This window comes from Yersinia enterocolitica, from assembly GCA_002082245.2.
GTDB classification, from domain to species: Bacteria; Pseudomonadota; Gammaproteobacteria; order Enterobacterales; family Enterobacteriaceae; genus Yersinia; species Yersinia enterocolitica_E.
Genome location: NBTC02000002.1, coordinates 2,603,178 through 2,626,403 on the forward strand (window position 1 = coordinate 2,603,178; position 23,226 = coordinate 2,626,403).

Here is a 23,226-nt window from a genome sequence, read left to right on the forward strand (position 1 = left end):
CTAATTCAATAGGGGTAATCAGCAGATACAAATAAAAAATCCCGCGATAAACCAGATAATAAATCTGTAATATTAATTTTAATCACTACTATCCACTGTAAGATTTTTTTTCGACTAAATGACAGAAAACACGCCAACGGACAATTGATAGGATCGCGATAGCAAAATCCAATTGAAGCCATAAAATGGCAAATTAATCATCATTGATTTGCATGAGTGACTTAAAAAACAACAAATATGAAAAGTTTCCTCTATTACTTTACATTTAACTAACATTGACGATAATTCTTCTTATGCTTTTAGGCGAAATAGGACGCTGACAAGAAAAATCCCTTGATGGCTGTAATGCTGAAAGAATATTGATTTTAAACAATAAAAATCAATAGATTAGAAAAATCATTTTTTTGTTACGTTTGACATTCAATTTTTAATATTAATAACACTGAATCGATCACATAATTTAACCAACTCGCGCATAAGCTGGTATTCTTGTAAGTCTTTTTCACAAAAGTGTTAACGTGCTACAATTGAATTTGATATATGTCAACAAAGCGTAGTTTTGTTGGGTGGTAGATTCGGCTCACACTGTTATATTGCTGTTAATAGGGTTAGGATATGCGCCGCTTTTGTCACCTTTGGGGCTGTAGGGAGTAACACCCCGACCAAGCTAGTGATGTTGTTGACCTTGATGGAAAGTGCATCAAGAACGCGTTTACGTACTTTAGTCATGTGATGAACGGGATGACGAGTAACAAGTCAATAAAAATCCTAATATAACAAAGACTTCTGTACTTCCTATTTCTATTTTGTTGGCAATTTTAGGTAGCAAACATGCAGACCCCGCACATTCTGATCGTAGAAGACGAGATAGTTACTCGTAACACCCTGAAGAGCATTTTCGAGGCGGAAGGCTATGTAGTTCATGAGGCCAATGATGGCGCAGAAATGCACCACATTCTGTCTGAGAATGATATCAACTTAGTTATCATGGACATCAATCTGCCGGGCAAGAATGGCCTGTTGCTAGCACGAGAACTTCGTGAACAAGCAAGTGTTGCCCTAATGTTCCTGACAGGTCGTGATAACGAAGTAGATAAGATCCTTGGCTTGGAAATTGGCGCTGATGATTACATCACCAAACCTTTCAATCCGCGCGAATTAACCATTCGGGCACGTAACTTACTGTCACGTACCATGAATTTGGGTAGCGTGGGTGAAGAGCGCCGCTTGGTTGAAAGTTACAAATTTAATGGCTGGGAGCTGGATATCAATAGCCGCTCACTGATAAGCCCTGCTGGCGAGCATTATAAGCTGCCACGTAGTGAGTTCCGCGCCATGCTGCACTTCTGTGAAAACCCAGGCAAGATTCAATCTCGTGGCGAATTGTTGAAGAAAATGACCGGCCGTGAGCTGAAGCCTCATGACCGTACTGTTGACGTGACTATCCGCCGCATTCGTAAACATTTTGAATCCACGCCGGACACACCAGAAATCATCGCCACTATCCATGGTGAAGGTTACCGTTTCTGTGGTGACCTGGAAGAGTAAACCTCTGGCTGCTATCCACAGTAAAAAGCCAGCATTCTATGCTGGCTTTTTTATATCTATCCAATTTTTACCACGGCATAATCGGAACGGCACTGATCGCATTTTTCGGCGAGCCGTCGACAACGCGATCGGAATAGGTCAGATAGATTAAGGCATTACGCTTTTGATCATAGAAACGCACTACCTGTAACTTTTTAAACACCAAAGAAGTCCGTTTCTGGAAAACCACTGTACCTTCGGATTTTTTATTCTTAATTTTGTCACTCAGCTCAATCGGCCCCACTTGCTGACAGGAAATTGCTGCATCAGACGTATCCTCTGCCAACCCCAATCCACCTTTGATGCCCCCGGTTTTAGCGCGGCTGATATAACAAGTTACATTTTTAACATCGGGGTCGTCGAAGGCCTCAACCACTATTTTATGATCTGGCCCGAGCAGTTTAAAGACTGTATCGACGGAGCCAATTTCCTCTGCATGAGCAGTTATGGCCCCAAATGAAAGCAGACAACCAAGGAATATCCAATTCTTTTTCATACACTTACTCCATTCCGCTGAATAACGTTACTCAGCGTTAACTATTTGTACTAAAAATAAAATATTCGTTAAAAAGATATTTTATAAATCTTAGGTTCTTTTTTAACACACTATGCCACAAAATTCTTAAGCAGTCGGGAACATAAAAAGTTGCTACTATTCGCCAGAGCTATTCTTTTCATATGACTAACACCCTAAATTTAGGCCGCTTTACGAGGAAGATCTATGGATCAAGCCAGTATCATTCGTGATTTGCTTAGCTGGCTAGAAAGTCATTTAGACCAGCCTTTAGCACTGGACAATGTTGCTGCCAAAGCCGGCTATTCTAAATGGCATTTGCAGCGAATGTTCAAGGATGTCACCGGGAATGCTATCGGTGCCTATATCCGTGCCAGAAGGTTATCTAAAGCCGCTGTAGCGTTACGATTAACCAGCCGTCCTATTCTGGACATTGCCCTACAATATCGCTTTGATTCGCAGCAAACCTTTACCCGGGCATTTAAAAAGCAGTTTGCACAAACACCGGCGCTGTACCGACGGGCAGAAGATTGGCACTCGGCTGGGATTTGCCCACCGATTCGGCTAGGGGAATATACGCTACCTCAACCTGAATTCATCACCTTGCCTGAACAGCACCTGATTGGTCTGACACAAAGCTACTCTTGTACGCTTGAACAGATATCAACTTATCGTACTGAACTACGCTCGCATTTTTGGCAACAATATCTCGGTGATGCCGATCACTTGCCGCCAGTGCTCTATGGTTTACATCACTCCCGCCCTAATCAGGAGAAAGATGATGAGCAGGAGATTTTCTATACCACCGCCATTGAGCCACAACATGTTCCGGGCAATGTGCCGGAAGGGCAACCGGTTATCTTGCAAGGTGGCGAGTACGTGCAGTTCAGCTATGAGGGGCCGCTGGAGGGATTGCAAAACTTCATTCTGACACTCTATGGCACCAGTCTGCCGCAATTAGGGCTAACCCGCCGGCGAGGGTACGATATAGAGCGCTTCTTCCCGCAGGGGAGGCCGAAAGATCAGCCTCCAACCTCGTTGAAATGTGAATATCTCATTCCTATCCGTCGTTAACGCTGTAGCTCATCAAGTGCTGGCATATCCAAGTGAGCGGTATCGCCAGCACTTTCAATGACCCAGCCAGAGGCCAGCCAAGGGCTTTCTTGATAATCAACCCGAGATAACGAACAGTTGCGCAAACGTAGACGCCGTTCGGCATGCGCGGGCAGACCCAGTAATGTACTCAACAAACATCCCAGCGCCATACCATGGCTAACTAACAGCGGCTTGCTGCCAGCAGGTAACTTCAGACAGCTATCCAGCGCTGCATGCATACGGCTACCCAGTTCAGTCATCGACTCACCTTCAGGAATACGCCCGCCCTCGGTACCATTAACCATCTGCTTACGCCACTGCTCTTCTTCCACCGATAAGCTTTCAATGGGGCGCGCCTCCAACACGCCCATATTCAGCTCACGCAGGCGTGAGTCTGTCACCATGGTTAGGCCGCAAGCATCAGCAATAATTTTAGCTGTCTGCTGTGTGCGGCCAAGGTCGCTGGTAATAATATGGGTGATGTCCTGGCTACTAACCCGTTGCGCAACCAAGTTGGCCTGACGGATACCGATGTCGGTCAGAGGACTGTCTGATTGGCCCTGAATGCGGCGTGAGGCGTTCCAGAGGGTTTCACCATGACGCACGAGATATACCTGTAACATGTCGTTTTTCCGTTATACTGCGTAAAATAGGCACAAAAACCATTACTTTAGATAAACCCAAAGACGTTGGCGTGGCAGATAGACAGCTAACAGCCCTGCTGCTTCAAGTCCCAAGGGAATAGGATACTAGACTCATTATGTACCATGTTGTTGCCGCAACTACCAACCCTGCAAAGATTAAGGCTATCACCCTCGCCTTCGATGATGTTTATGGCCCCGGCCAGTATCGTATTGAAGGTGTCAATGTCGATAGCGGTGTTCCCCTGCAACCCATCGGCAGTCTTGAGACACACAGTGGCGCCAGACAGCGTGTGAGTAACGCACGTAAGATTCGCCCTGAGGCTGATTTTTGGGTTGGGGTTGAAGCCGGTATTGAAGATAATATGACCTTTGCCTGGATGGTAATTGAACACTTACAGTTACGGGGAGAATCCCGTTCTGCCAGCTTAATGCTGCCCGACATTATATTGCATGGGATTCGCCAAGGCCGTGAGCTGGGCGACGAAATGGCAGTTTTAACCGGCATATCGAATGTAAAACATCAGGGTGGTGCCATCGGTATCTTTACCGACGGTAAATTGACCCGCACCAGTGTTTATCACCAGGCACTGCTGTTAGCGCTGGTACCATTTCACAACGAAATATATCAACGCCCGGCACCGTGATACTAAACTCAGGAAGGCTTTACATCATTTGTCAGTAATTGGGTCTCAAGCCAGCTTTTGAGCTGTGGCGGGGCCGTTTTCAAGCTGTTAGAGCCACGGGTAATGGTCGCGATACCTGCACCTAACTGGGTTTTCAATTCACGCTGACTTAATTCCCCGCGCATTAACTCCTCAATGATACGTACCCGGGTGCCCAGAGCCGTACGCTCATCCGGTGTCAGCATCAATTGCAGCAAGGGCAAATGCAGGTCTTGCGCAATCGCGTTTTCCAACAGCGCAACAAAGCTCAGCCAGTGCTGATTATCTGCAGGGGATAACGCCGGATCTGGCGCGAAAGCAGTATTAACCGGGCTGTGGATATTAGGCATGTTTATTTCGTCAGCCGACAAATCATCGGTCAATCGTAGTTTTGTCATGATAGATACCCAAGGTACTATTTAACTAGTACGAGAGCATACCATAACGTGAGATATAGCCAAAGAACTTGGCGTTGTAGGGCTGCCAGTAAACAGCCTGCAACGCCAAGGTCGTAAGCGCCGCTAACACCGCCGCAGCGCCCAGAACAAAGGAATATCCTCAACGTCATTGGCGTTGCGGCAAGGCAGCAAGCGAGCAAACCCCGATGAGCTTACACAAGTAAGTGATTCGGGTAAGTGCGCGTAGCTAACACCCCTGCGGCTTCAAGTACAAAGGGGGATCAGTAACGCCGCTGCCACTCGGCATCACTCAACACCTTCGCTGGGCGATTCATAAAGTGCCGATAAAAGGCATCGTATGCCAACACATTTTTCACATAGCCACGGGTTTCTGAGAAAGGAATACTCTCGATGAATGCCACTGCATCCACTTGCCCGCCACTGTTACCCAACCAGGTATTCACCCGCGATGGGCCGGCGTTATAGGCGGCACTGGATAAGATACGGTTGCGCCCGAACTGCTGGTAAACCTCTTCCAGATAGCTGGTACCGATCTCAATGTTTGTAAGCGGATCCAGTAATTGGCTGCTATTGACATAACCACTGATATTATTGAGTTTTACCGTATGTTCAGCGGTACGCGGCATCACCTGCATTAACCCCGTCGCCCCTACTGGTGACTGTGCTTTCGGGTTCCAGGCACTTTCCTGACGGGCAATAGCCATGGCATAACTTGGGGTTATCCCTTTGCCTTCTGTCGCCTGACGGAACTCCTTTGGCCATGCCAGCGGGAAGCGCTCTTCCAGATGGTCCCACAATTTGGCAACGATGGTAGCCTGTACGCTTAAGTCCGCCCACTTCTGGTTAAAAGCGTAGCGCGCCAGTGCTTCCTGCTCCGGCTTACTGCGGCTGGCGACCAGATAGCTCCACTCGTTACGGGCCAGATTGTCCATATTCCAGTACATCAATTCACGCACCCGGATAATTTCCGGCCGCTGTGCTAACGATGCATCCGGTTTGGTCGCTACCTCAACATTAATAGGGTAAGGAACGCCCAACTTTTGAGCTGCAACCATCGGGTAAAAGCCACGTTCCTGCATCAGGCTGCGCAGGATAGCTTCACCCTCGGTTTTTTTACCTTGTTCCAATAACAGCGATGCACGCCAGTAGCGCCATTCATCTTTATCTTGCGCATCGGCCGGTAAGCGTGCCAGCCAGGTCGCTAACCCCTGACGATCGCCACTGCCCAGAGACATGCGAATACGCCGCTCCAGCAACGACGTTGAATGGCTACGCAAGGTGACTTGATCTCGCCATTTAGCCTGATCGTAAGTCGCATCGGTCCCCATCAAACGCCAGGCCACCGCCTCTTCCAGCTCCAGCTTTTCGCTATCACTCATTTTTTGTAGCCGGGCCAAGGTCGGGATCATCGCTCGCGCGTTCTCCACGTCTTGACGAGCCAAACGGGTAAAAGCAATGATAGTGGCAGAACGGGTAAAATCTGTCGGTCCGACCGTACGGGCGAAGCTTTCAACACTGGCCGGGTCACTTTGCAGTTTCGCCAGTGCAGTACCCATGGTCTGATAATCCGCTGGCAGTTGTTTAAGTAAATAACTCACTAAACTGGCATTGCCCTCTTTCAAGGCTAACTTCATCCGCGCCAGTGTTGCCAGTGGGGTTTGATGCCCGGCTTGTTGCCAGACACTGAATAATTTAGTGCAACTGCCTGGGAGTGTCTGGCCGTTCAGCCAAATTTCACTCGCACCATCCCAGGCCACCTGCTGTTCGCCAGTGGCCCATTTGGCATAGTAATAGTTACAACGGGCTGCAACCGGCTTCGGTGCTGTCGGGCTGAATGCCAATAATCCCCGCCAATCTTCCCGGCGAGCCAGTTCATTAACAAAACGGGATGACAGTGAACGTGCTGGCGGCAAGGTTGGATTACGGCTAAGGAAATCGTTCACTTGCACCGCGCTCACCTGGCTCAGGTCTTGCGTTAACTGGCGGTACTCCAGATATGGGTACAGGGGATAATCACGCAACGTGGGCATCAGTTGTGTCACGGTGTCCATCTGATTGCTGTCCCAGGCCAGTTTAACTTGCTGATAGCGTTGCCGTTGGGCATCAATAGAGTCAGCGAATGCCACTCCTGAAGTCGTCACCAGACACACGCCAATCGCCAGATATCGCCACTTGTCCATACTTACTATTTCCTCACTGGTTGTTGGCTACTGCACTTTACTTATCGCCACATCATTATATCGCTTACCGCAACCTCTGATTAGCATATGCCCGATTAGTTCCGGCAGCAGAACATACTAACGAAGAGTTTCACCTGATAGCCAGTAATAACATAAAGCAATAGGAGCTGAAGATTAATCACTTTGTGTTATCACTTAATACCCGCGAAACATTCAACACCAGCAAGAAGATCAACAGCAGAATAGTTCAGCCTGTAACTACTTACTATTCACAAGGTTACCAACCATATGTTGCTAAATGTTTCTTGTTTATTATCTAAGATCAAGGCACTGCTTTGATAAAAATCGACTATCCTTGCTTAATATAACTATGTTGTTGTAAATATATCCTTCAAAATATTTTTTTGCTTTTTAATCAAAATCAAATCATTAAGGAATTGGCACTGTTCACGGAAGAAATGATAAAAACTTTCTCTGCCCCGTCCCACCATGAAACGAATAGATAGATTTTAGATTTATTAATTTTTAAGAAGGTTCTTTCAATGCAAAACTCATCAGACCATAAATCCGCCTCCCCGCCCCCAGAGGGTAAGGCCTGGTATCAACTTACTGCGGAAGAGTCTTTGCAGCATTTAAATAGCCGCGAAGAAGGGTTAACGCCACAAGAGGCGGAGGAACGCCTTAAACAGTACGGTCCCAATGCGTTACCGGCCAAAAAAAGCAAACATCCCCTGCTACAGTTTTTAGCCCACTTTAATGATGTTCTGATTTACATTTTATTAGCGGCGGCATTGGTCAAGGGACTGATGGGTCACTCGGTTGACACTATTATTATCCTTTGTGTTGCGGTTATTAACGCCTTAATTGGTTATGTTCAGGAAAATAAAGCCGAGAAATCTCTGAAAAGCATACAGAATATGCTTTCCAGTAAAGCGGTGGTCATTCGTAATGGTAGCGCCCAGATTATTGATGCACAGGACCTGGTCCCTGGTGATATCGTCACCTTGAAACCAGGAGATAAAATCCCCGCAGACCTGCGGTTGCTGGAAGCCCACAATCTTCAGATTGAAGAAGCTATCCTGACCGGTGAGTCAACGGTAGTCGAGAAGCAAATCGGCGTGATTGAGAACGAGTCGGTGATTGGCGATCGCAAAAACCTACTATTCTCAGGGACGACCATTAGTGCCGGTACCGCGAAAGGTTTGGTGATTGCCAGCGGCGGTGATACCGAACTGGGCCATATCAACCAAATGATGTCGACGGTTGAATCAACCCGTACCCCGCTACTGCAACAGATGGATCGTTTAGGCAAAGCCATTTTCATCCTGATCCTGGTCATGATGGCATTCCTGTTCGTCTTCGCCTTTATCCTGCGCGACCTACCGGTCGATGAGCTGTTACTGGCGTTGATAAGTCTGGCAGTGGCCTCGGTTCCCGAGGGCTTACCGGCGATTATTTCGATCATCCTCTCCCTTGGTGTACAAGCGATGGCGCGCAACCGCGCGATTATCCGCAAGCTGCCAACGGTAGAAACCTTAGGTGCTATGACTGTCGTCTGTTCCGATAAAACCGGCACACTGACGATGAACGAAATGACCGTTAAAGCAGTGATTCTGGCAGACCACTGCTATCGCGTAGAAGGTGAAAGCTACGAACCGGTTGGCAACATTTACCCGGAAGGGAGTGACCAGCAAGCCTCGCTCGATACCAACGGCACGTTAAAGACATTTATCACTGCGGTGAATTTGTGTAATGACAGCCAGATTCAGAAGAACGACCAAGGTCATTGGGCCATTACTGGCGGCCCGACAGAAGGCGCACTGAAAGTATTAGCCGCCAAATCCGGTATTGAGCTGGGTCAAGTGACTCAGCACGGTAAAATTCCTTTTGATTCTGCCTATAAATACATGGCTACCAGCCATCAGGTTCAAGCAGAAAATAGTATCTTCCTGACCGGCGCACCTGATGTGTTGTTTACGTTCTGCCAACAAGAACTGACTGACCAGGGTGTTGCACCGTTCCGCCGCGATTACTGGGAAGCCGAGATGGCGCGTTATGCCAAGCAAGGTCTACGCATGGTAGCAGCAGCCTTCCGCCCAACAGAACAACCTGTCAGTGAGTTGGACCACAGTGATATCCAGCAGGGCATGGTGTTTGTTGGTATCGCTGGCATGATGGACCCACCACGTCCTGAAGCCATCGACGCCATAGCGACCTGCCAGCAGGCTGGTATTCGCGTGAAAATGATCACCGGCGACCATCAGGAAACCGCGATGGCGATTGGTGCCATGCTGGGAATTGGCAATGGTAAAGACTCCATTACCGGTGGCCAACTGGAGCATATGGACGATAAAGAACTGGCACAAGCTGCCGTTCATTATGATATTTTCGCCCGTACCAGCCCGGAACATAAACTGCGTTTGGTTAAAGCTTTACAAGAGAAAGGCGAAATTGTCGGCATGACCGGTGATGGTGTGAATGATGCGCCAGCGCTGAAACAGGCCGATGTGGGTATCGCCATGGGTATCAAAGGCACCGAGGTGACAAAAGAAGCCGCCGATATGGTGCTGTCAGACGATAACTTCGCGACCATTGCCAGTGCGGTTGAAGAAGGCCGTCGTGTCTACGATAACCTGAAGAAAACCATTCTGTTTGTATTGCCCACCAACCTGGCGCAAGGGTTGCTCATTATCTTTGCCATCCTCGCGGGGGCTGTTATTCCATTAACGCCATTGCAAATCCTCTGGATAAACATGGCAACTTCTACCACGCTCTCTTTCGGTTTAGCATTTGAACCGGCAGAAAGAGGCATTATGCGCCGCAACCCACGTGACCCATCAAAACATGTGTTAGATGGCCATGCCATCTGGCGTATCGCGTTTGTTGGTACCTTGATTGCCTTAAGTGCTTTTGCCTTGGAAGCCTACATGGAGCCACGCGGTTACAGCACTGAATTTATCCGTACAGTATTGATGCAAACACTGGTTACCGCGCAGTGGATTTATATGTTTAACTGCCGAGTGATGGACCGCTTCCCACTGAACAAAGAAGTCTTTGTTAACAAAGGGCTGTGGTTAGTGTCAGGTGTATTGATCGTATTGCAGTTAGCCATCATCTACCTGCCATTCATGAATACTGCTTTCGGTACCGAACCATTGCCGGCCTATTACTGGGGCTTAACACTGTTGGTTTCTATCGCCATCTTCTTGGTAGTAGAGATCGAAAAGTGGGTTATCGGTCGCTTTAAGCGCGGATCGAATCCGGTCTGATATCAATACGTTGCGATACATAAAACCCGGCTAATTAGCCGGGTTTTTTTATCGCCCATAAATATGATTTAAGATAAATCGCATATTGCCGATAGCATGACTATTATTGCATCAATTAAATCTTATAATAGAATGGCGGCGATTTATTATGCGATCGCTGTAATGAACATGTGAACCATGCCGCCCTACAGGAAGCGCAAAAATGAACACCGCAACTTGCGCAATTAACGGCGTCAGCAATTATGAATGCTACTATCCGCTAAAACTAATGACGCTATGGCGTGTCTGGCGGGCCTGTGCTTCTATTTTATTACTTCTCTCTGGCTTACTTGCCCCCTTACCATCAATGGCTGCGGATAACATCAATGAAGCCCTTATCCATGAACGCAGTAATGCCGCCACCAAAATGGTGTTGGGTATTATCAGCTATGCACGCTGGCCCGTGGCCCCCGTCGTAACTCGCTTGTGTGTGGTGGCCCCGACAATTTATGCAGAAGAGCTGTTTAATCCCGCGTTTATGGAAACCACACATCCCATTAAAACTCAGCGCTATTCCCTCTCGGATAGCTCGATTGCAACCAATTGCGATGTCGTTTATCTGGGGCGTACCGAGCTACAACAGCGTCAGGAGTTGACAGCCCGACTGTCGGGATATCCGATTCTTACCATCAGTGAAGATTATGACGAATGTACATTTGGCAGTGCATTTTGTTTGTTACTGGAAGGTAAGCAGGCTTCTTTCAAAGTCAATATGGATGCATTGGCACGCGGTGGGGTAAAGGTTCATCCCAGTGTGTTGCAACTTGCGCGTAAAAAGACAGACGCATTATGAATTCAACACAGAATAAGTCAGTCAAACAGACAAAAAATCGGCCAAACATCGCGAAGCTCCCCACACTGGGACGGGTACTCGGTCGCATACATCTGACGGTGGCATTGGTCTCGGTCGCAACGGCAGGTATTTTTCTCACACTGGTGGCACTGTTTGCCTTGCGGGTGTATGCCGACCATAACCTACATTTAATTGCCCGTTCAATCAGTTACACCACTGAAGCTGCCGTAGTGTTTGGTGATAGCGTGGCCGCTAACGAGGCGCTGTCCTTGATTGCGGCAAATGAAGAAGTTGCCCAAGCTAAAATTCTCGATGTGAATGGCCGAGAAATAGCTAACTGGACGCTACCAAACGATAGTCCAATGTATGATATGGAACAAAAAGTCGCCCGTTGGGCTTTGCCTGAGCCGGTGGTACTCCCCATGATGCATGCCGGTAATGAAGTCGGCAGCATCGTGATTATTGGTCATGGTGGTAGTCTGCTACGTTTTCTGTTGCAAGGGTTGATGGGCTTATTCGTCTGCCTAATTCTCAGCACGTTAGTGGCACTATTCCTGTCGCGCCGGATGCTGTTTGGCATTATCGAGTCATTGAACAAAATCACCGAAGTTGCTCATAGTGTTAGCCGCCACCGCAGTTTTGGTCAGCGAGTGCCGTCAGCGAAAATTGCCGAACTTAACGAGTTAAGCAATGACTTCAATGGCTTGCTGGAAGAACTGGAGGTTTGGCAAGACCATTTAACGCAAGAAAATGACTTCCTCGCACACCGTGCTGCCCATGATAGCCTGACTGGATTGGCTAACCGTGCTTTCTTTGAGGGCCGGCTAAGCCGCACGTTGAGTGATTGCGCCGATGATGAACAACTGGCCGTGTTATTTATTGATGGTGATCACTTCAAAGAAATCAATGATAACTATGGTCATGCAGCGGGAGATCTGGTGCTGACCTCGATTGCCGATCGTATCCGCGCACTGTTACGTGAAACCGATTTGGTGGCACGTTTGGGCGGCGATGAATTCGCCGTATTACTGGCACCGATCCACGACACCGATGATGTTGTAACCATCGCTAATAATATTATCGACAGTATGAATCAACCTATTGATTTGGTAGATGGTAGTGAGATAACCGCCTCTATCAGCATCGGTATTGCGATTTACCCAGATCATGCGCTGACCCCCGAAGAGCTATTACAACGGGCCGACGAAGCCATGTATCAAGCAAAGAAACGTTTCCAGTTCGGTGGCAGCGTCATTGCCTACCAATCGGATATTACTCTTACTGAAAGCTTAGGATAGGTGACATGCAGGTATTGAAAAACAACAGTCTGATAAGCCATATCTGGATGAGTTTTTTCGCCATGAGTTTATTGATATTGGCGGGGTGTCAGGCAACCAAACCACCAGGATTAACACCCGAGCAGATTGCAGCCTTACAGGAACAAGGATTTAAATTAACTGAAAATGGCTGGGAATTTGGTCTGGCAAACAAAGTGTTATTCGATAGTGACGTGAAAAAATTGAATCCGTCTGGCGGGCAGACAGTACAAAACATTGGCCGTGCGCTATTGAGTGTGGGCATTACTCATCTGCGGGTTGATGGGCATACTGATTCCATCGGTAAAGATGAGTATAACCAACAGTTATCGCTGCAACGTGCCTCTGCAGTAGCGGATGCACTGGCAACCATAGGTATTCCACGAGCCAATATTGAGGTACGAGGTCGCGGTAAGTTAGAGCCGGTCGCCGATAACCGTACCCCTAAAGGACGAGCAGAAAACCGCCGAGTAGCCATGATAGTCACCGCACCCTAACCTTGTTGCGTTCCCGACTAGTGCGACAGGGAGATATAAAACGACTCTCACCGAATCACTTAAGTGATTCGGACTAGCAACAGCAGCGAACACGCCTGCGACTTGAAAGATGACGGGTATAGTAAAACGGGCTACACTCCGCACCAGATATCCTAATAAAAACTGATCTAGAGAGGCAGACGCAACGTGGCTCAATACGTCTATTCTATGCATCGTGTCGGCAAAGTCGTTCCGCCGAAACGTCATATTCTGAAAAACATCTCCTTGAGTTTCTTCCCTGGGGCCAAAATTGGTGTGCTGGGCCTTAACGGCTCGGGTAAATCTACTCTACTGCGTATCATGGCTGGCATTGACACTGATATTGAAGGCGAAGCCCGCCCGCAGCCTGGTATCAAAATTGGTTACCTACCGCAGGAACCTAAGCTAAATCTTGAGCAAACCGTGCGTGAGTCGGTTGAAGAGGCGGTGGGTGACGTTAAACGCGCGCTGACCCGTCTGGATGAGGTTTATGCACTGTACGCCGATCCTGATGCTGATTTTGATAAGCTGGCGAAGGAACAAGGCGAGCTGGAAGCGATTATCCAGTCTCATGATGGCCATAACCTGGATAACCAGTTAGAGCGTGCTGCCGATGCTCTGCGCCTGCCACCGTGGGAGGCCAAAATTGCCAATCTGTCCGGTGGTGAACGTCGTCGCGTGGCAATTTGCCGCCTGCTGCTGGAAAAACCCGATATGTTGTTGCTGGATGAACCCACTAACCACTTGGATGCCGAATCCGTGGCTTGGCTGGAGCGCTTCTTGCACGACTATGAGGGCACTGTTGTCGCCATTACCCATGACCGTTACTTCCTTGATAATGTGGCGGGTTGGATTCTGGAACTGGACCGTGGCGAAGGCATTCCGTGGGAAGGCAATTACTCTTCATGGCTGGAGCAGAAAGATGCTCGTCTGGCACTGGAAGCCTCTTCCGAAGCCGCACGTCGCAAGTCTATTGAGAAAGAGCTGGAGTGGGTTCGTCAGAATCCAAAAGGCCGTCAGGCGAAAGGTAAAGCACGTCTGGCCCGCTTTGAAGAACTTAACAGCGTTGAGTATCAAAAACGTAATGAAACCAGTGAATTGTTCATTCCGCCGGGTCCACGGTTGGGCGACAAAGTGCTGGAAGTTGAGCACCTGAGCAAGTCTTACGGTGACCGTCTGCTGATTGATGATCTGACCTTTGCGCTGCCGAAAGGGGCGATTGTGGGGATCATCGGGCCAAACGGGGCCGGTAAATCAACCCTGTTCCGCATGTTATCTGGGCAGGAACAACCTGATTCTGGCACGATTTCACTGGGCGATACCGTGCAATTGGCATCGGTTGATCAGTTCCGTGACAACATGGACGACAGCAAAACCGTATGGGAAGAAGTCTCCGGCGGTCAGGACATCATGAAGATTGGTAACTTTGAAATTCCAAGCCGTGCTTATGTAGGCCGCTTTAACTTTAAAGGGATTGATCAGGGCAAGCGTGTGGGTGAGCTGTCCGGTGGTGAGCGCGGCCGTATCCATTTGGCCAAACTGCTACAGGTTGGCGGTAACATGTTGCTGCTCGATGAACCGACTAACGATCTGGATATCGAAACGCTGCGCGCACTGGAAAACGCCTTACTGGAATTCCCGGGTTGCGCGATGGTTATTTCCCATGACCGTTGGTTCCTTGACCGAATTGCTACCCATATCATCGACTATCAGGATGAGGGCAAAGTGGCGTTCTTCGAAGGTAACTTTACTGAATACGAAGAGTGGAAGAAACGCACTCTGGGTGCCGAAGCACTGGAACCACACCGTATCAAGTATAAGAAGATGACCAAGTAATATGACATCGGCTCATCACGTGAGCCGATTAAAGCCGCTATTCGGCTCATCAAATGAGCCGAATACTCCGGCGATTCTCTCCCCCCAACAAGCCGCCAACCACCAGAATTCCATTCTGTGATCGTTATCATTCTTACCCACTGAATTTTGCCAGTATTCCTTGTCCTAAGGCAGTCAGCCGAAGGTGACAAGACTGCACACTATTTAGACTCCTTCGTCATCAGCGGTTTATGCGCCCTTCTGGTTCTGCGCCTACCCGCACCATCACAACGAAGGATAATAAGATGAACAATGCGATTATATTGGGGATAATTTGGCATCTGGTGGGCGCTGCCAGTGCGGCGTGTTTCTACGCGCCGTTTAAGCAAGTTAAAAAGTGGTCATGGGAGACCATGTGGTCGATTGGTGGCCTGGTGTCATGGCTTATTCTACCGTGGACGGTCAGCTATTTGTTATTGCCTGATTTTTGGCAATATTACGGCTCCTTCAGTATAGCAACCCTACTGCCAGTATTTCTGTTCGGTGCCATGTGGGGGATTGGTAATATCAACTACGGCCTGACCATGCGTTACCTCGGCATGTCGATGGGGATTGGGATTGCCATCGGTATCACCCTGATTATCGGCACATTAATGACCCCCATACTGCAAGGGCGCTTTGATGTACTACTCGGCACTGCTGGCGGCCGAATGACCCTGCTGGGTGTCGTCGTGGCACTGATCGGGGTAGCTATTGTCAGTTACGCTGGATTACTGAAAGAACGCGCCATGGGCATTCAGGCGGAAGAGTTCAACCTGAAGAAAGGGCTTATTCTGGCGGTGATGTGCGGTATTTTCTCAGCCGGTATGTCATTTGCCATCGATGCCGCGAAACCGATGCATGAAGCCGCCAGCGCATTAGGGATTAACCCTCTGTATGTAGCGTTACCAAGTTACGTCATCATCATGGGCGGTGGGGCCATCATCAACCTGAGTTACTGTTTTATTCGTTTAGCCAGCCTCAAGAATTTGTCGGTCAAAGCCGATTTTTCTATCGCCAAGCCGCTGTTGATCACTAATATTTTGTTCTCAGCCTTGGGGGGATTGATGTGGTATCTGCAATTCTTCTTCTATGCTTGGGGTCACGCCAAAATCCCACCACAGTATGACTATATGAGCTGGATGCTGCACATGAGTTTCTATGTGTTGTGTGGTGGTATTGTGGGTCTGTTACTCAAAGAGTGGAAATGCTCAAGCAAGAAACCAGTGACGGTGCTGTGTATTGGTTGTCTGGTGATCATTCTGGCAGCAAATATAGTCGGTTTGGGTATGGCAGCATAATCGCAAAACTAAAGATAAAATGGTATTGGCGGGTGACGTTAAGCAACGTCCTCGCCAATTGGCATCGCTAAATGATGGTTGTACCCTGAGGCTGTTCTGCTTCCCGCCTATTCTTACCCGCGAATAACGGTGCTCGAACAAAACGCTGGCGATAGTCGCGTGGTGTCATGCCAGCTTCACGCGTAAAAACGGCAGAGAAATAATTACTGTCCTCAAACCCGCAACGTGCAGCAATATCACTGATGCGATGCTCACTTCCCCGCAGCAAACATTTGGCATGACAAAGGCGAATTTGGCGTAAATAATGGCTGATACTCATTCCGGTCTGTTGGCGAAACAGTTGTTTAAGTGAACGTTCAACTAACTGATTTTTATGGCAGAACTCCGCCATATCAAAATGCGTTGCCAGGCTTTGTTGTACGGCAGACATCACGAGATCTAGCTGTTCACCATCGGGCAATAGATGTGCCTGTTCAGCTCGGTAGCGATGGCGTTTTAGTACGATGGCGAGTTGCAATAATAGCGCTTCCGTCAATTGTATCGACCAGGAATCTGTCTTACGTGACTCCTGTGCCAACTGATGAATAATCGGCCGAGCCTGTGCCATGCCCTGCGTGGTTAACCGCCAGTATCCTTGATTCTGCTCATGCCCAAATAGAGGTAATAACTTATGCCACTGTGCATTTAGGTGTAACCGTTCCGGGCAATAAATAATGTTATCTAATACCAAGTCATGCACGGATTCGTAGCTATGATGATCTGTGGCTTGAATATAAAAAACGTCGCCACAGGTAATGCGGTAAGGATGATCATTTAGGACATGTAACCCGTTACCCCGCCAGACAATCACAATCTCGCAGAATTGATGGGTATGCTCTGCGAAGACTTCCTGCGGGTATCGGTTGGTTACCGCCACCGGCATCTGCTCCGATGGCAAATAATCCCGGCTTTCTAACCGCAGTGGTATCCGCATGTTTATCGCCCTATATTTACAGGTCAATTAATAAGCAGCTCATTATCATGAAACTACCGATTTTTACCGTGATGCTATTCACGCCTCCACGGGTTGCACTACAGTTGACTGCGCAAATCACGGGGAGACTGAGAAAACTCCCGCTTAAACAGCGTTGAAAAATGATTGCTGTCACCAAAACCACATTGGTAGGCAATCTCGGTAACGCTATTATCGCTGTAATACAATTGATGACGCGCCTGTAGCAAACGCAAACGCGTCAGATAACGTTGTGGGGTCATGCCGGTCTGGTTTTTTAACTGCCGATGGAGGGTGCGTAATGGTAAAGCAAAGCGATCAGCCAGTTCCGGCCACTCAATTACCTCACTGTAGTGGTTCTGTAGCCAGTCTAATAATTGGCATAACCGCCCTTCCTGATCCTCACCCACCTGCGCCCGACACCCTTGCCACAGTTGCACCAACAACTGCATAAACACACTTTCATGTAGTGCGATATCTTCAGCTTGCTCGCTGTGAGGCGAGTGCTCAAGGCAGCGAATCAAGTGTTTTACTTGCTGTAAAACCTGTCCATTAATCCGCCAATGAGAGGGGTAAACCCCTTCAGTTTCACGTGGCAGAAAATGTTCTACGCCAGACAAGAAACGAAAAGCATCGGGCGCACGGAATAAGACGTTGGTGAGGAACAAACCGTCGGTTGACTCAAACAGGTGACGATCATGGTCACGGACAAAACAAACACACCCTCCGCTTAAGGTGTAGGGGTTGCCATTAAACACATGGACCCCGGCCCCCTGCTCAACAATAATAATTTCATAAAAATCATGATGATGCTCAGGAAATGCGGGTTGTGGTTCCCGGGCTTCAATTGCGACCGATGCAGAACTTGAAGAGAAAAAATCAATACTGTGCAAGACAGTCATCTTTTGCCCTCTTTCAACAGGCATGGCGAAATCGCCCTGCTTCAGCTCTCGATAGTAAAAGCAGCAGCGGTAATGAAACCTTCAATTTTTGACGTTAAAAGCGACTTTGGCGGTGATTTTTTTTAGATAAGTGCAGCAATGTTGAAAAGTATGCGCAGGGTCACAGGCGAGCGATGCCCTGTTTAAATACGAAACTGTGAGCTGTTTCACTTTCACTTTCGTCATTTTGCCAGCAAGCCATAGCGGCTGGCAGTGATGAGAAGGTGGTAGGTAAGGCAAGTTTCTACACTGTGGGCATTGAGAAATGACAGGCCGCTAATCATGCCCACACAATCAGCAGTAACACCATCTATCAGCCCCCGGCACATAGTCGCCATTGACCTTGGCGCATCCAGCGGGCGCGTGATGCTGGCGAGTTATCATCCCAGCCAACCGCAACTTGAGCTGCGAGAAGTTTGCCGCTTTGCTAATCAGATTAAATCTATTGATGGTACCGATGTCTGGGATATCGATGCTATTGAACAATCAATCCGTCAGGGCCTGAATCAGCTCGATAGCGAAGGGATTCAGCTCGACAGCATTGGAATTGATAGCTGGGGTGTTGATTTTGTTTTGCTTGATAAGCAAGGGAAACGGGTCGGACAGCCAGTCTCCTACCGCGACAGTCGTACGCAGGGTGTGATGGAGCAAGCGCAACAAACGCTGGGAAGCAGTGCCATTTATCGCCGTACCGGTATTCAATTTTTACCGTTCAATACCTTGTATCAATTACGGGCATTAAGTGAACAGCAACCGCATTTGTTGGCCGATGTCGCCCATCTGTTACTGATCCCGGACTATTTGCACTATCGCCTTACTGGCCAGCTTAACTGGGAATACACCAATGCCACTACCACCCAGTTACTTAATATTGAAACCAATGATTGGGATAGCGATCTATTAGCCTATGCCGGGGTACCGGCCCATTGGTTTGCCAAACCCACTAAACCTGGCAATACCATCGGCTATTGGCCAGGCGCCAGCGGCCAGCAGGTGCCGGTCATTGCCGTTGCCAGCCACGATACTGCCAGCGCGGTACTTGCCGCACCCTTGATTGATGCGGATGCTGCCTATCTTAGCTCTGGTACTTGGTCATTGATGGGGTTTGAAAGCCCCACCCCCATAACCCATGGGCAGGCGCTGGCCAGCAATATCACCAATGAAGGTGGCGCTGAAAGCCGCTACCGGGTACTGAAAAATATTATGGGTTTGTGGTTACTGCAACGGGCCACTGATGAGTTGCAGATTAAAGACCTGCCGCAGTTGATCGAACAGGCGGCACGCCAACCAGCTTGCCGCTCGCTGATTAACCCCAATGACAGCCGCTTTATTAATCCAGCCAATATGTGCGGCGAGATTCAGAACGCCTGCCGCGAATATGGTATGCCAATCCCCACCACCGCAGCCCAACTGGCTCGTTGTATCTTTGATAGCCTCGCCATGTTGTACCGGCAAGTTGCCCAAGAACTGGCAGAGTTACGCGGGCGTCCAATCAGCCATTTGCATATCGTCGGTGGCGGCTGCCAAAACCAATTCCTTAATCAGCTCTGTGCTGATGCCTGTGGCCTGAATGTCACTATGGGGCCGGTTGAAGCCTCGACACTGGGCAATATTGGCAGCCAATTAATTGCACTGGGAGAGGTGAGTGATGTTGCTCACTACCGCCGTATCGTGGCGAATAACTTCCCACTCCACCCTTTATCCCCTCACGACAACACTGACTTTGCAGCCCATTGGCCGCAATTCCAGTCACTGAGTCAATTACCTAAGGAACTTTGCATATGACGAACTCTATTGAACAGGCCTGGGATCTGGCTAAACAGCGCTTTGCCGCCGTCGGCGTGGATGTTGATGCCGCACTTGCCCGCCTTGATACCCTGCCGGTCTCCATGCACTGCTGGCAAGGTGATGACGTCACCGGTTTTGAAAACCCGGATGGTGTACTGACCGGCGGGATTCAGGCCACCGGTAACTACCCCGGTAAAGCGCGTAATGCTACTGAGTTACGTTCTGACCTCGAACTGGCCCTAACATTGATTCCCGGCCCTAAACGACTCAATTTACATGCTATTTATCTCGAATCGGATACCTCCGTGGCGCGTAATAAAATTGAGCCACGCCACTTTAGCCGCTGGGTTGAGTGGGCTAAAAAACATCATCTGGGATTGGACTTCAACCCATCCTGCTTCTCTCATCCACTGAGTGCCGATGGTTTTACCCTGTCTCATGCTAACCCTGAAATTCGCCAATTCTGGATTGAACATTGTCAGGCCAGCCGCCGGGTCTCTGCCTATTTTGGTGAGCAACTAGGGACACCATCGGTGATGAATATCTGGATCCCCGATGGCATGAAGGATACCCCCATCGACCGTTTGGCACCCCGCCAACGGCTGCTATCAGCACTGGATGAGGTTATCAGTGAAAAGTTAAACCCAAACCATCACATTGATGCCGTCGAAAGCAAATTGTTTGGTATTGGGGCTGAAAGCTACACCGTCGGCTCTAACGAGTTTTACATGGGATATGCCGCCAGCCGCCAGACCGCACTGTGTCTGGACGCCGGTCACTTCCACCCGACTGAGGTGATTTCCGACAAGATCTCTAGCGCCATGTTGTATGTTCCGCGCCTGCTACTGCATGTCAGTCGTCCGGTGCGTTGGGACAGCGACCATGTGGTCTTGCTCGATGATGAAACACAGGCTATCGCCAACGAAATTATCCGCCACGACCTGTTCGACAGGGTGCATATCGGTCTCGACTTCTTTGATGCCTCCATCAACCGTATCGCCGCCTGGGTCATTGGCACTCGCAACATGAAGAAAGCCTTGCTGCGCGCCTTATTGGAACCGACCGAGATGCTACGTCAATTGGAACTGCGCGGTGACTACACCGCACGCCTGGCGCTGCTGGAAGAACAGAAATCCCTGCCATGGCAAGCCATCTGGGAAGGGTATTGTCAGCGCAACGATGTGCCGGTCGATGCCCGCTGGCTCAATGCCGTACGTGATTACGAACAACAGACTCTCAGCCAACGTTAAGGACTCATGATTATGCAAGCTATTCAATCTTCCTGGTTTATTCAGGGAATGATTAAAGCCACCAGCGATATGTGGCGCAAAGGGTGGGATGAACGTAACGGTGGCAATATCAGCCTGCGCTTATTGGCTGAAGAGGTTGAACCGTATCGTGGTGATTTCGCTGCGCAACCACGTAACGTGGAACTCACTCAACCCGCCCCTGAACTGGCGAACAGTTGGTTCTTAGTCACCGGCTCTGGCAAATTTTTCCGCAATGTTGAATTAAACCCAGAAGACAATCTGGTACTACTGCAAGTCAGCAATGATGGCATGGCTTATCACATTCACTGGGGCCTGCCGCAAGGGGGGCTACCAACCTCAGAGCTTGCCGCGCACTTCCAATCTCATATTGTTCGCATGCAAGTCAGTGGTGGCAGCAACCGAGTGATCATGCATTGCCATGCCACCAATCTGATTGCTCTGAGTTATGTACAAAAACTGGAAAATGCCAGCTTCACTCGATTGTTATGGGAGGGCAGCACCGAGTGCCTGGTGGTGTTCCCCGACGGTATCGGCATCGTGCCGTGGATGGTGCCGGGAACCGACGGTATTGGTAGCCAAACCGCCGAGCAGATGCGTGAACACAGCCTAGTGCTGTGGCCGTTCCACGGTATTTTCGGCAGTGGGCCAACACTGGATGATGCCTTTGGTCTGATTGATACCGCCGAGAAATCCGCCGAAATCATGGTGAAAGTCCTGTCGATGGGTGGCAAGCAGCAAACCATTTCTCGTGAACAACTGATAGCACTCGCGGCTCGTTTTGACGTGACCCCATTAGCCGCTGCACTGGACGTTTAACCCCTTCGACCAACGCTCCGGTTCAGGCCGGGGCTGGTCATTATCTGGTCTGCTTTCTTTGAGGAGCACAGCATGAGCTTTATGTTGGCACTACCAAAAATCAGCTTGCACGGCACAGGTGCAATCGAGGATATGGTTAAATTACTCGGTGACAAACAGTGGGACAAAGCCCTGATTGTCACTGATGGGCAGTTGGTCGAGCTAGGCCTACTCGACGGTCTGTTCGCTGCGATGCAACAGCATCAGTTACCTTATGCCTTGTTTGGCGAGGTATTTCCTAACCCTACCGAAGCGTTAGTACAGGCAGGATTAGCCGCTTTCAGGCAGCATCAGTGTGACTATCTGATAGCTTTTGGTGGCGGTAGCCCAATCGATACAGCCAAAGCCGTTAAGATTTTGACCGCCAATCCGGGGCCATCCACGGCATACTCTGGTGTCGGTAAAGTAAAACAGAGTGGTGTCCCGCTGGTCGCCATCAATACCACCGCCGGAACAACCGCAGAACTGACCAGTAATGCAGTGATTATTGATAGCCAGCGGCAAGTAAAAGAAGTCATTATCGATACCAATATCATTCCTGATATCGCCGTCGATGACCCCTCTGTCATGTTGAATATTCCTGCCAGTGTGACTGCTGCAACCGGAATGGATGCCCTCACCCACGCTATCGAAGCCTATGTATCGCTGGGCGCACACACCCTAACCGACCATTCAGCGCTTGAATCTATCCGCCTGATCAGCCAATGGTTACCTCTGGCAGTCGATGACGGTAAGAATCTGCACGCACGTGAAATGATGGCGTGCGGCCAGTATCTGGCGGGGATGGCATTTAACAGCGCCGGGCTAGGTTTAGTGCATGCACTGGCCCATCAGCCGGGTGCGACCCATAACCTTCCACACGGGGTGTGCAATGCTATTTTACTGCCAATTATTGAAGAGTATAACCGCCCACAGGCAGTCAGCCGTTTTGCCCGCATAGCACAAGCCATGGGGATAAATACTCAACAGTTGACTGATGAGCAAGCCAGCCATCAAGCGATAAGCGCCATTCGGCAGTTGTCGCAACGTGTTGGCATTCCTGTTGGCTTCTCAGCATTAGGTATTCAGGAAAGTGATATCGAAGGCTGGTTAGATAAAGCGCTGGCGGATCCTTGTGCTCCTTGTAACCCACGTACTGCGGACAGAGATCAAGTCCGCGCACTGTACTTACAGGCACTTTGATCGGAGTAAT

At 49.1% G+C, this 23,226-nt stretch carries 20 protein-coding genes; 13 read left to right on the top strand and 7 right to left on the bottom strand.

The window, feature by feature from the left end; genetic code table 11:
• The first annotated feature begins 831 nt into the window (after nt 1-831).
• The gene (locus tag A6J66_013335) at nt 832-1,548 is read left to right on the top strand and encodes a two-component system response regulator ArcA (protein ID PNM25082.1); all 717 of its coding nucleotides are present in this window, start codon (nt 832-834) and stop codon (nt 1,546-1,548) included.
• A gap of 67 nt (nt 1,549-1,615) precedes the next feature.
• Here A6J66_013335 and A6J66_013340 read toward each other — a convergent pair whose 3' ends face one another.
• Nucleotides 1,616-2,083: a hypothetical protein gene (locus A6J66_013340; GenBank protein PNM25083.1), complete on the bottom strand. Its 468-nt coding sequence runs from the start codon at nt 2,081-2,083 to the stop codon at nt 1,616-1,618.
• Between the two features lie 225 nt (nt 2,084-2,308).
• Here A6J66_013340 and A6J66_013345 point away from each other — a divergent pair, with 225 nt between their 5' ends.
• On the top strand, nt 2,309-3,175 hold the full coding sequence (locus A6J66_013345; protein PNM25084.1) for an MDR efflux pump AcrAB transcriptional activator RobA: 867 nt from the start codon (nt 2,309-2,311) through the stop codon (nt 3,173-3,175).
• Here A6J66_013345 and A6J66_013350 read toward each other — a convergent pair.
• Entirely contained in the window at nt 3,172-3,819 is a 648-nt protein-coding gene (locus A6J66_013350; protein PNM25085.1) for a phosphoglycerate mutase, read from the bottom strand. The genes A6J66_013345 and A6J66_013350 overlap by 4 nt on opposite strands.
• A 137-nt stretch (nt 3,820-3,956) precedes the next feature.
• On the opposite strand from A6J66_013350, the gene yjjX reads away from it, so the two are divergent.
• Nucleotides 3,957-4,484, top strand: coding sequence for a non-canonical purine NTP phosphatase (yjjX, locus tag A6J66_013355; GenBank protein ID PNM25086.1), 528 nt, complete (start codon nt 3,957-3,959; stop codon nt 4,482-4,484).
• A gap of 8 nt (nt 4,485-4,492) precedes the next feature.
• Here yjjX and A6J66_013360 read toward each other — a convergent pair whose 3' ends face one another.
• A complete protein-coding gene (locus A6J66_013360; protein ID PNM27008.1) occupies nt 4,493-4,843 on the bottom strand; it encodes a trp operon repressor in 351 nt (116 codons plus the stop codon).
• Between the two features lie 338 nt (nt 4,844-5,181).
• Nucleotides 5,182-7,101, bottom strand: a complete 1,920-nt coding sequence (locus A6J66_013365; protein ID PNM25087.1) for a murein transglycosylase — start codon at nt 7,099-7,101, stop codon at nt 5,182-5,184.
• 542 nt (nt 7,102-7,643) lie between these two features.
• Between A6J66_013365 and A6J66_013370 the strand changes: the two genes are divergently transcribed.
• From A6J66_013370 to A6J66_013395, 6 genes are all read left to right on the top strand, one after another.
• Nucleotides 7,644-10,370 (top strand): carbonate dehydratase, encoded by a 2,727-nt coding sequence (locus A6J66_013370; protein ID PNM25088.1) that lies wholly within the window; start codon nt 7,644-7,646, stop codon nt 10,368-10,370.
• Nucleotides 10,371-10,572: 202 nt separating this feature from the next.
• Nucleotides 10,573-11,202, top strand: a complete 630-nt coding sequence (locus A6J66_013375) for a DUF4154 domain-containing protein (protein ID PNM25089.1) — start codon at nt 10,573-10,575, stop codon at nt 11,200-11,202.
• A gap of 98 nt (nt 11,203-11,300) precedes the next feature.
• Nucleotides 11,301-12,500 (top strand): diguanylate cyclase, encoded by a 1,200-nt coding sequence (locus A6J66_013380; protein PNM27009.1) that lies wholly within the window; start codon nt 11,301-11,303, stop codon nt 12,498-12,500.
• A 5-nt stretch (nt 12,501-12,505) separates the two neighbouring features.
• Nucleotides 12,506-13,015 carry a hypothetical protein gene (locus tag A6J66_013385; protein PNM25090.1) on the top strand — a complete coding sequence of 170 codons (510 nt, stop codon included), beginning with the start codon at nt 12,506-12,508 and terminating at the stop codon, nt 13,013-13,015.
• Nucleotides 13,016-13,201: 186 nt separating this feature from the next.
• A complete protein-coding gene (locus tag A6J66_013390; GenBank protein PNM25091.1) occupies nt 13,202-14,869 on the top strand; it encodes an energy-dependent translational throttle protein EttA in 1,668 nt (555 codons plus the stop codon).
• Between the two features lie 284 nt (nt 14,870-15,153).
• Nucleotides 15,154-16,188 carry an L-rhamnose/proton symporter RhaT gene (locus A6J66_013395; GenBank protein ID PNM25092.1) on the top strand — a complete coding sequence of 345 codons (1,035 nt, stop codon included), beginning with the start codon at nt 15,154-15,156 and terminating at the stop codon, nt 16,186-16,188.
• 67 nt (nt 16,189-16,255) lie between these two features.
• On the opposite strand, the gene A6J66_013400 is transcribed toward A6J66_013395, so the two are convergent.
• From A6J66_013400 to A6J66_013410, 3 genes are all read right to left on the bottom strand, one after another.
• Nucleotides 16,256-17,161: an HTH-type transcriptional activator RhaR gene (locus tag A6J66_013400; protein ID PNM25093.1), complete on the bottom strand. Its 906-nt coding sequence runs from the start codon at nt 17,159-17,161 to the stop codon at nt 16,256-16,258.
• 98 nt (nt 17,162-17,259) lie between these two features.
• Nucleotides 17,260-18,081, bottom strand: a complete 822-nt coding sequence (locus tag A6J66_013405) for an HTH-type transcriptional activator RhaS (protein ID PNM25094.1) — start codon at nt 18,079-18,081, stop codon at nt 17,260-17,262.
• A gap of 221 nt (nt 18,082-18,302) precedes the next feature.
• On the bottom strand, nt 18,303-18,458 hold the full coding sequence (locus A6J66_013410) for a phosphoribosylaminoimidazole synthetase (GenBank protein ID PNM25095.1): 156 nt from the start codon (nt 18,456-18,458) through the stop codon (nt 18,303-18,305).
• On the opposite strand from A6J66_013410, the gene A6J66_013415 reads away from it, so the two are divergent.
• The 4 genes from A6J66_013415 to fucO all read left to right on the top strand — a co-directional run bounded on the left by A6J66_013415 (nt 18,448) and on the right by fucO (nt 23,216).
• Nucleotides 18,448-19,905, top strand: a complete 1,458-nt coding sequence (locus A6J66_013415) for a rhamnulokinase (GenBank protein ID PNM27010.1) — start codon at nt 18,448-18,450, stop codon at nt 19,903-19,905. The two genes, A6J66_013410 and A6J66_013415, sit on opposite strands and share 11 nt — an antisense overlap.
• Nucleotides 19,902-21,158 (top strand): L-rhamnose isomerase, encoded by a 1,257-nt coding sequence (locus A6J66_013420; protein PNM25096.1) that lies wholly within the window; start codon nt 19,902-19,904, stop codon nt 21,156-21,158. Before A6J66_013415 ends, A6J66_013420 begins: the two co-directional genes overlap by 4 nt.
• 12 nt (nt 21,159-21,170) lie before the next feature.
• A complete protein-coding gene (gene rhaD, locus A6J66_013425; GenBank protein PNM25097.1) occupies nt 21,171-21,995 on the top strand; it encodes a rhamnulose-1-phosphate aldolase in 825 nt (274 codons plus the stop codon).
• Between the two features lie 72 nt (nt 21,996-22,067).
• Nucleotides 22,068-23,216 (top strand): lactaldehyde reductase, encoded by a 1,149-nt coding sequence (gene fucO, locus A6J66_013430; GenBank protein PNM25098.1) that lies wholly within the window; start codon nt 22,068-22,070, stop codon nt 23,214-23,216.
• The last annotated feature ends 10 nt before the right edge of the window (nt 23,217-23,226 follow it).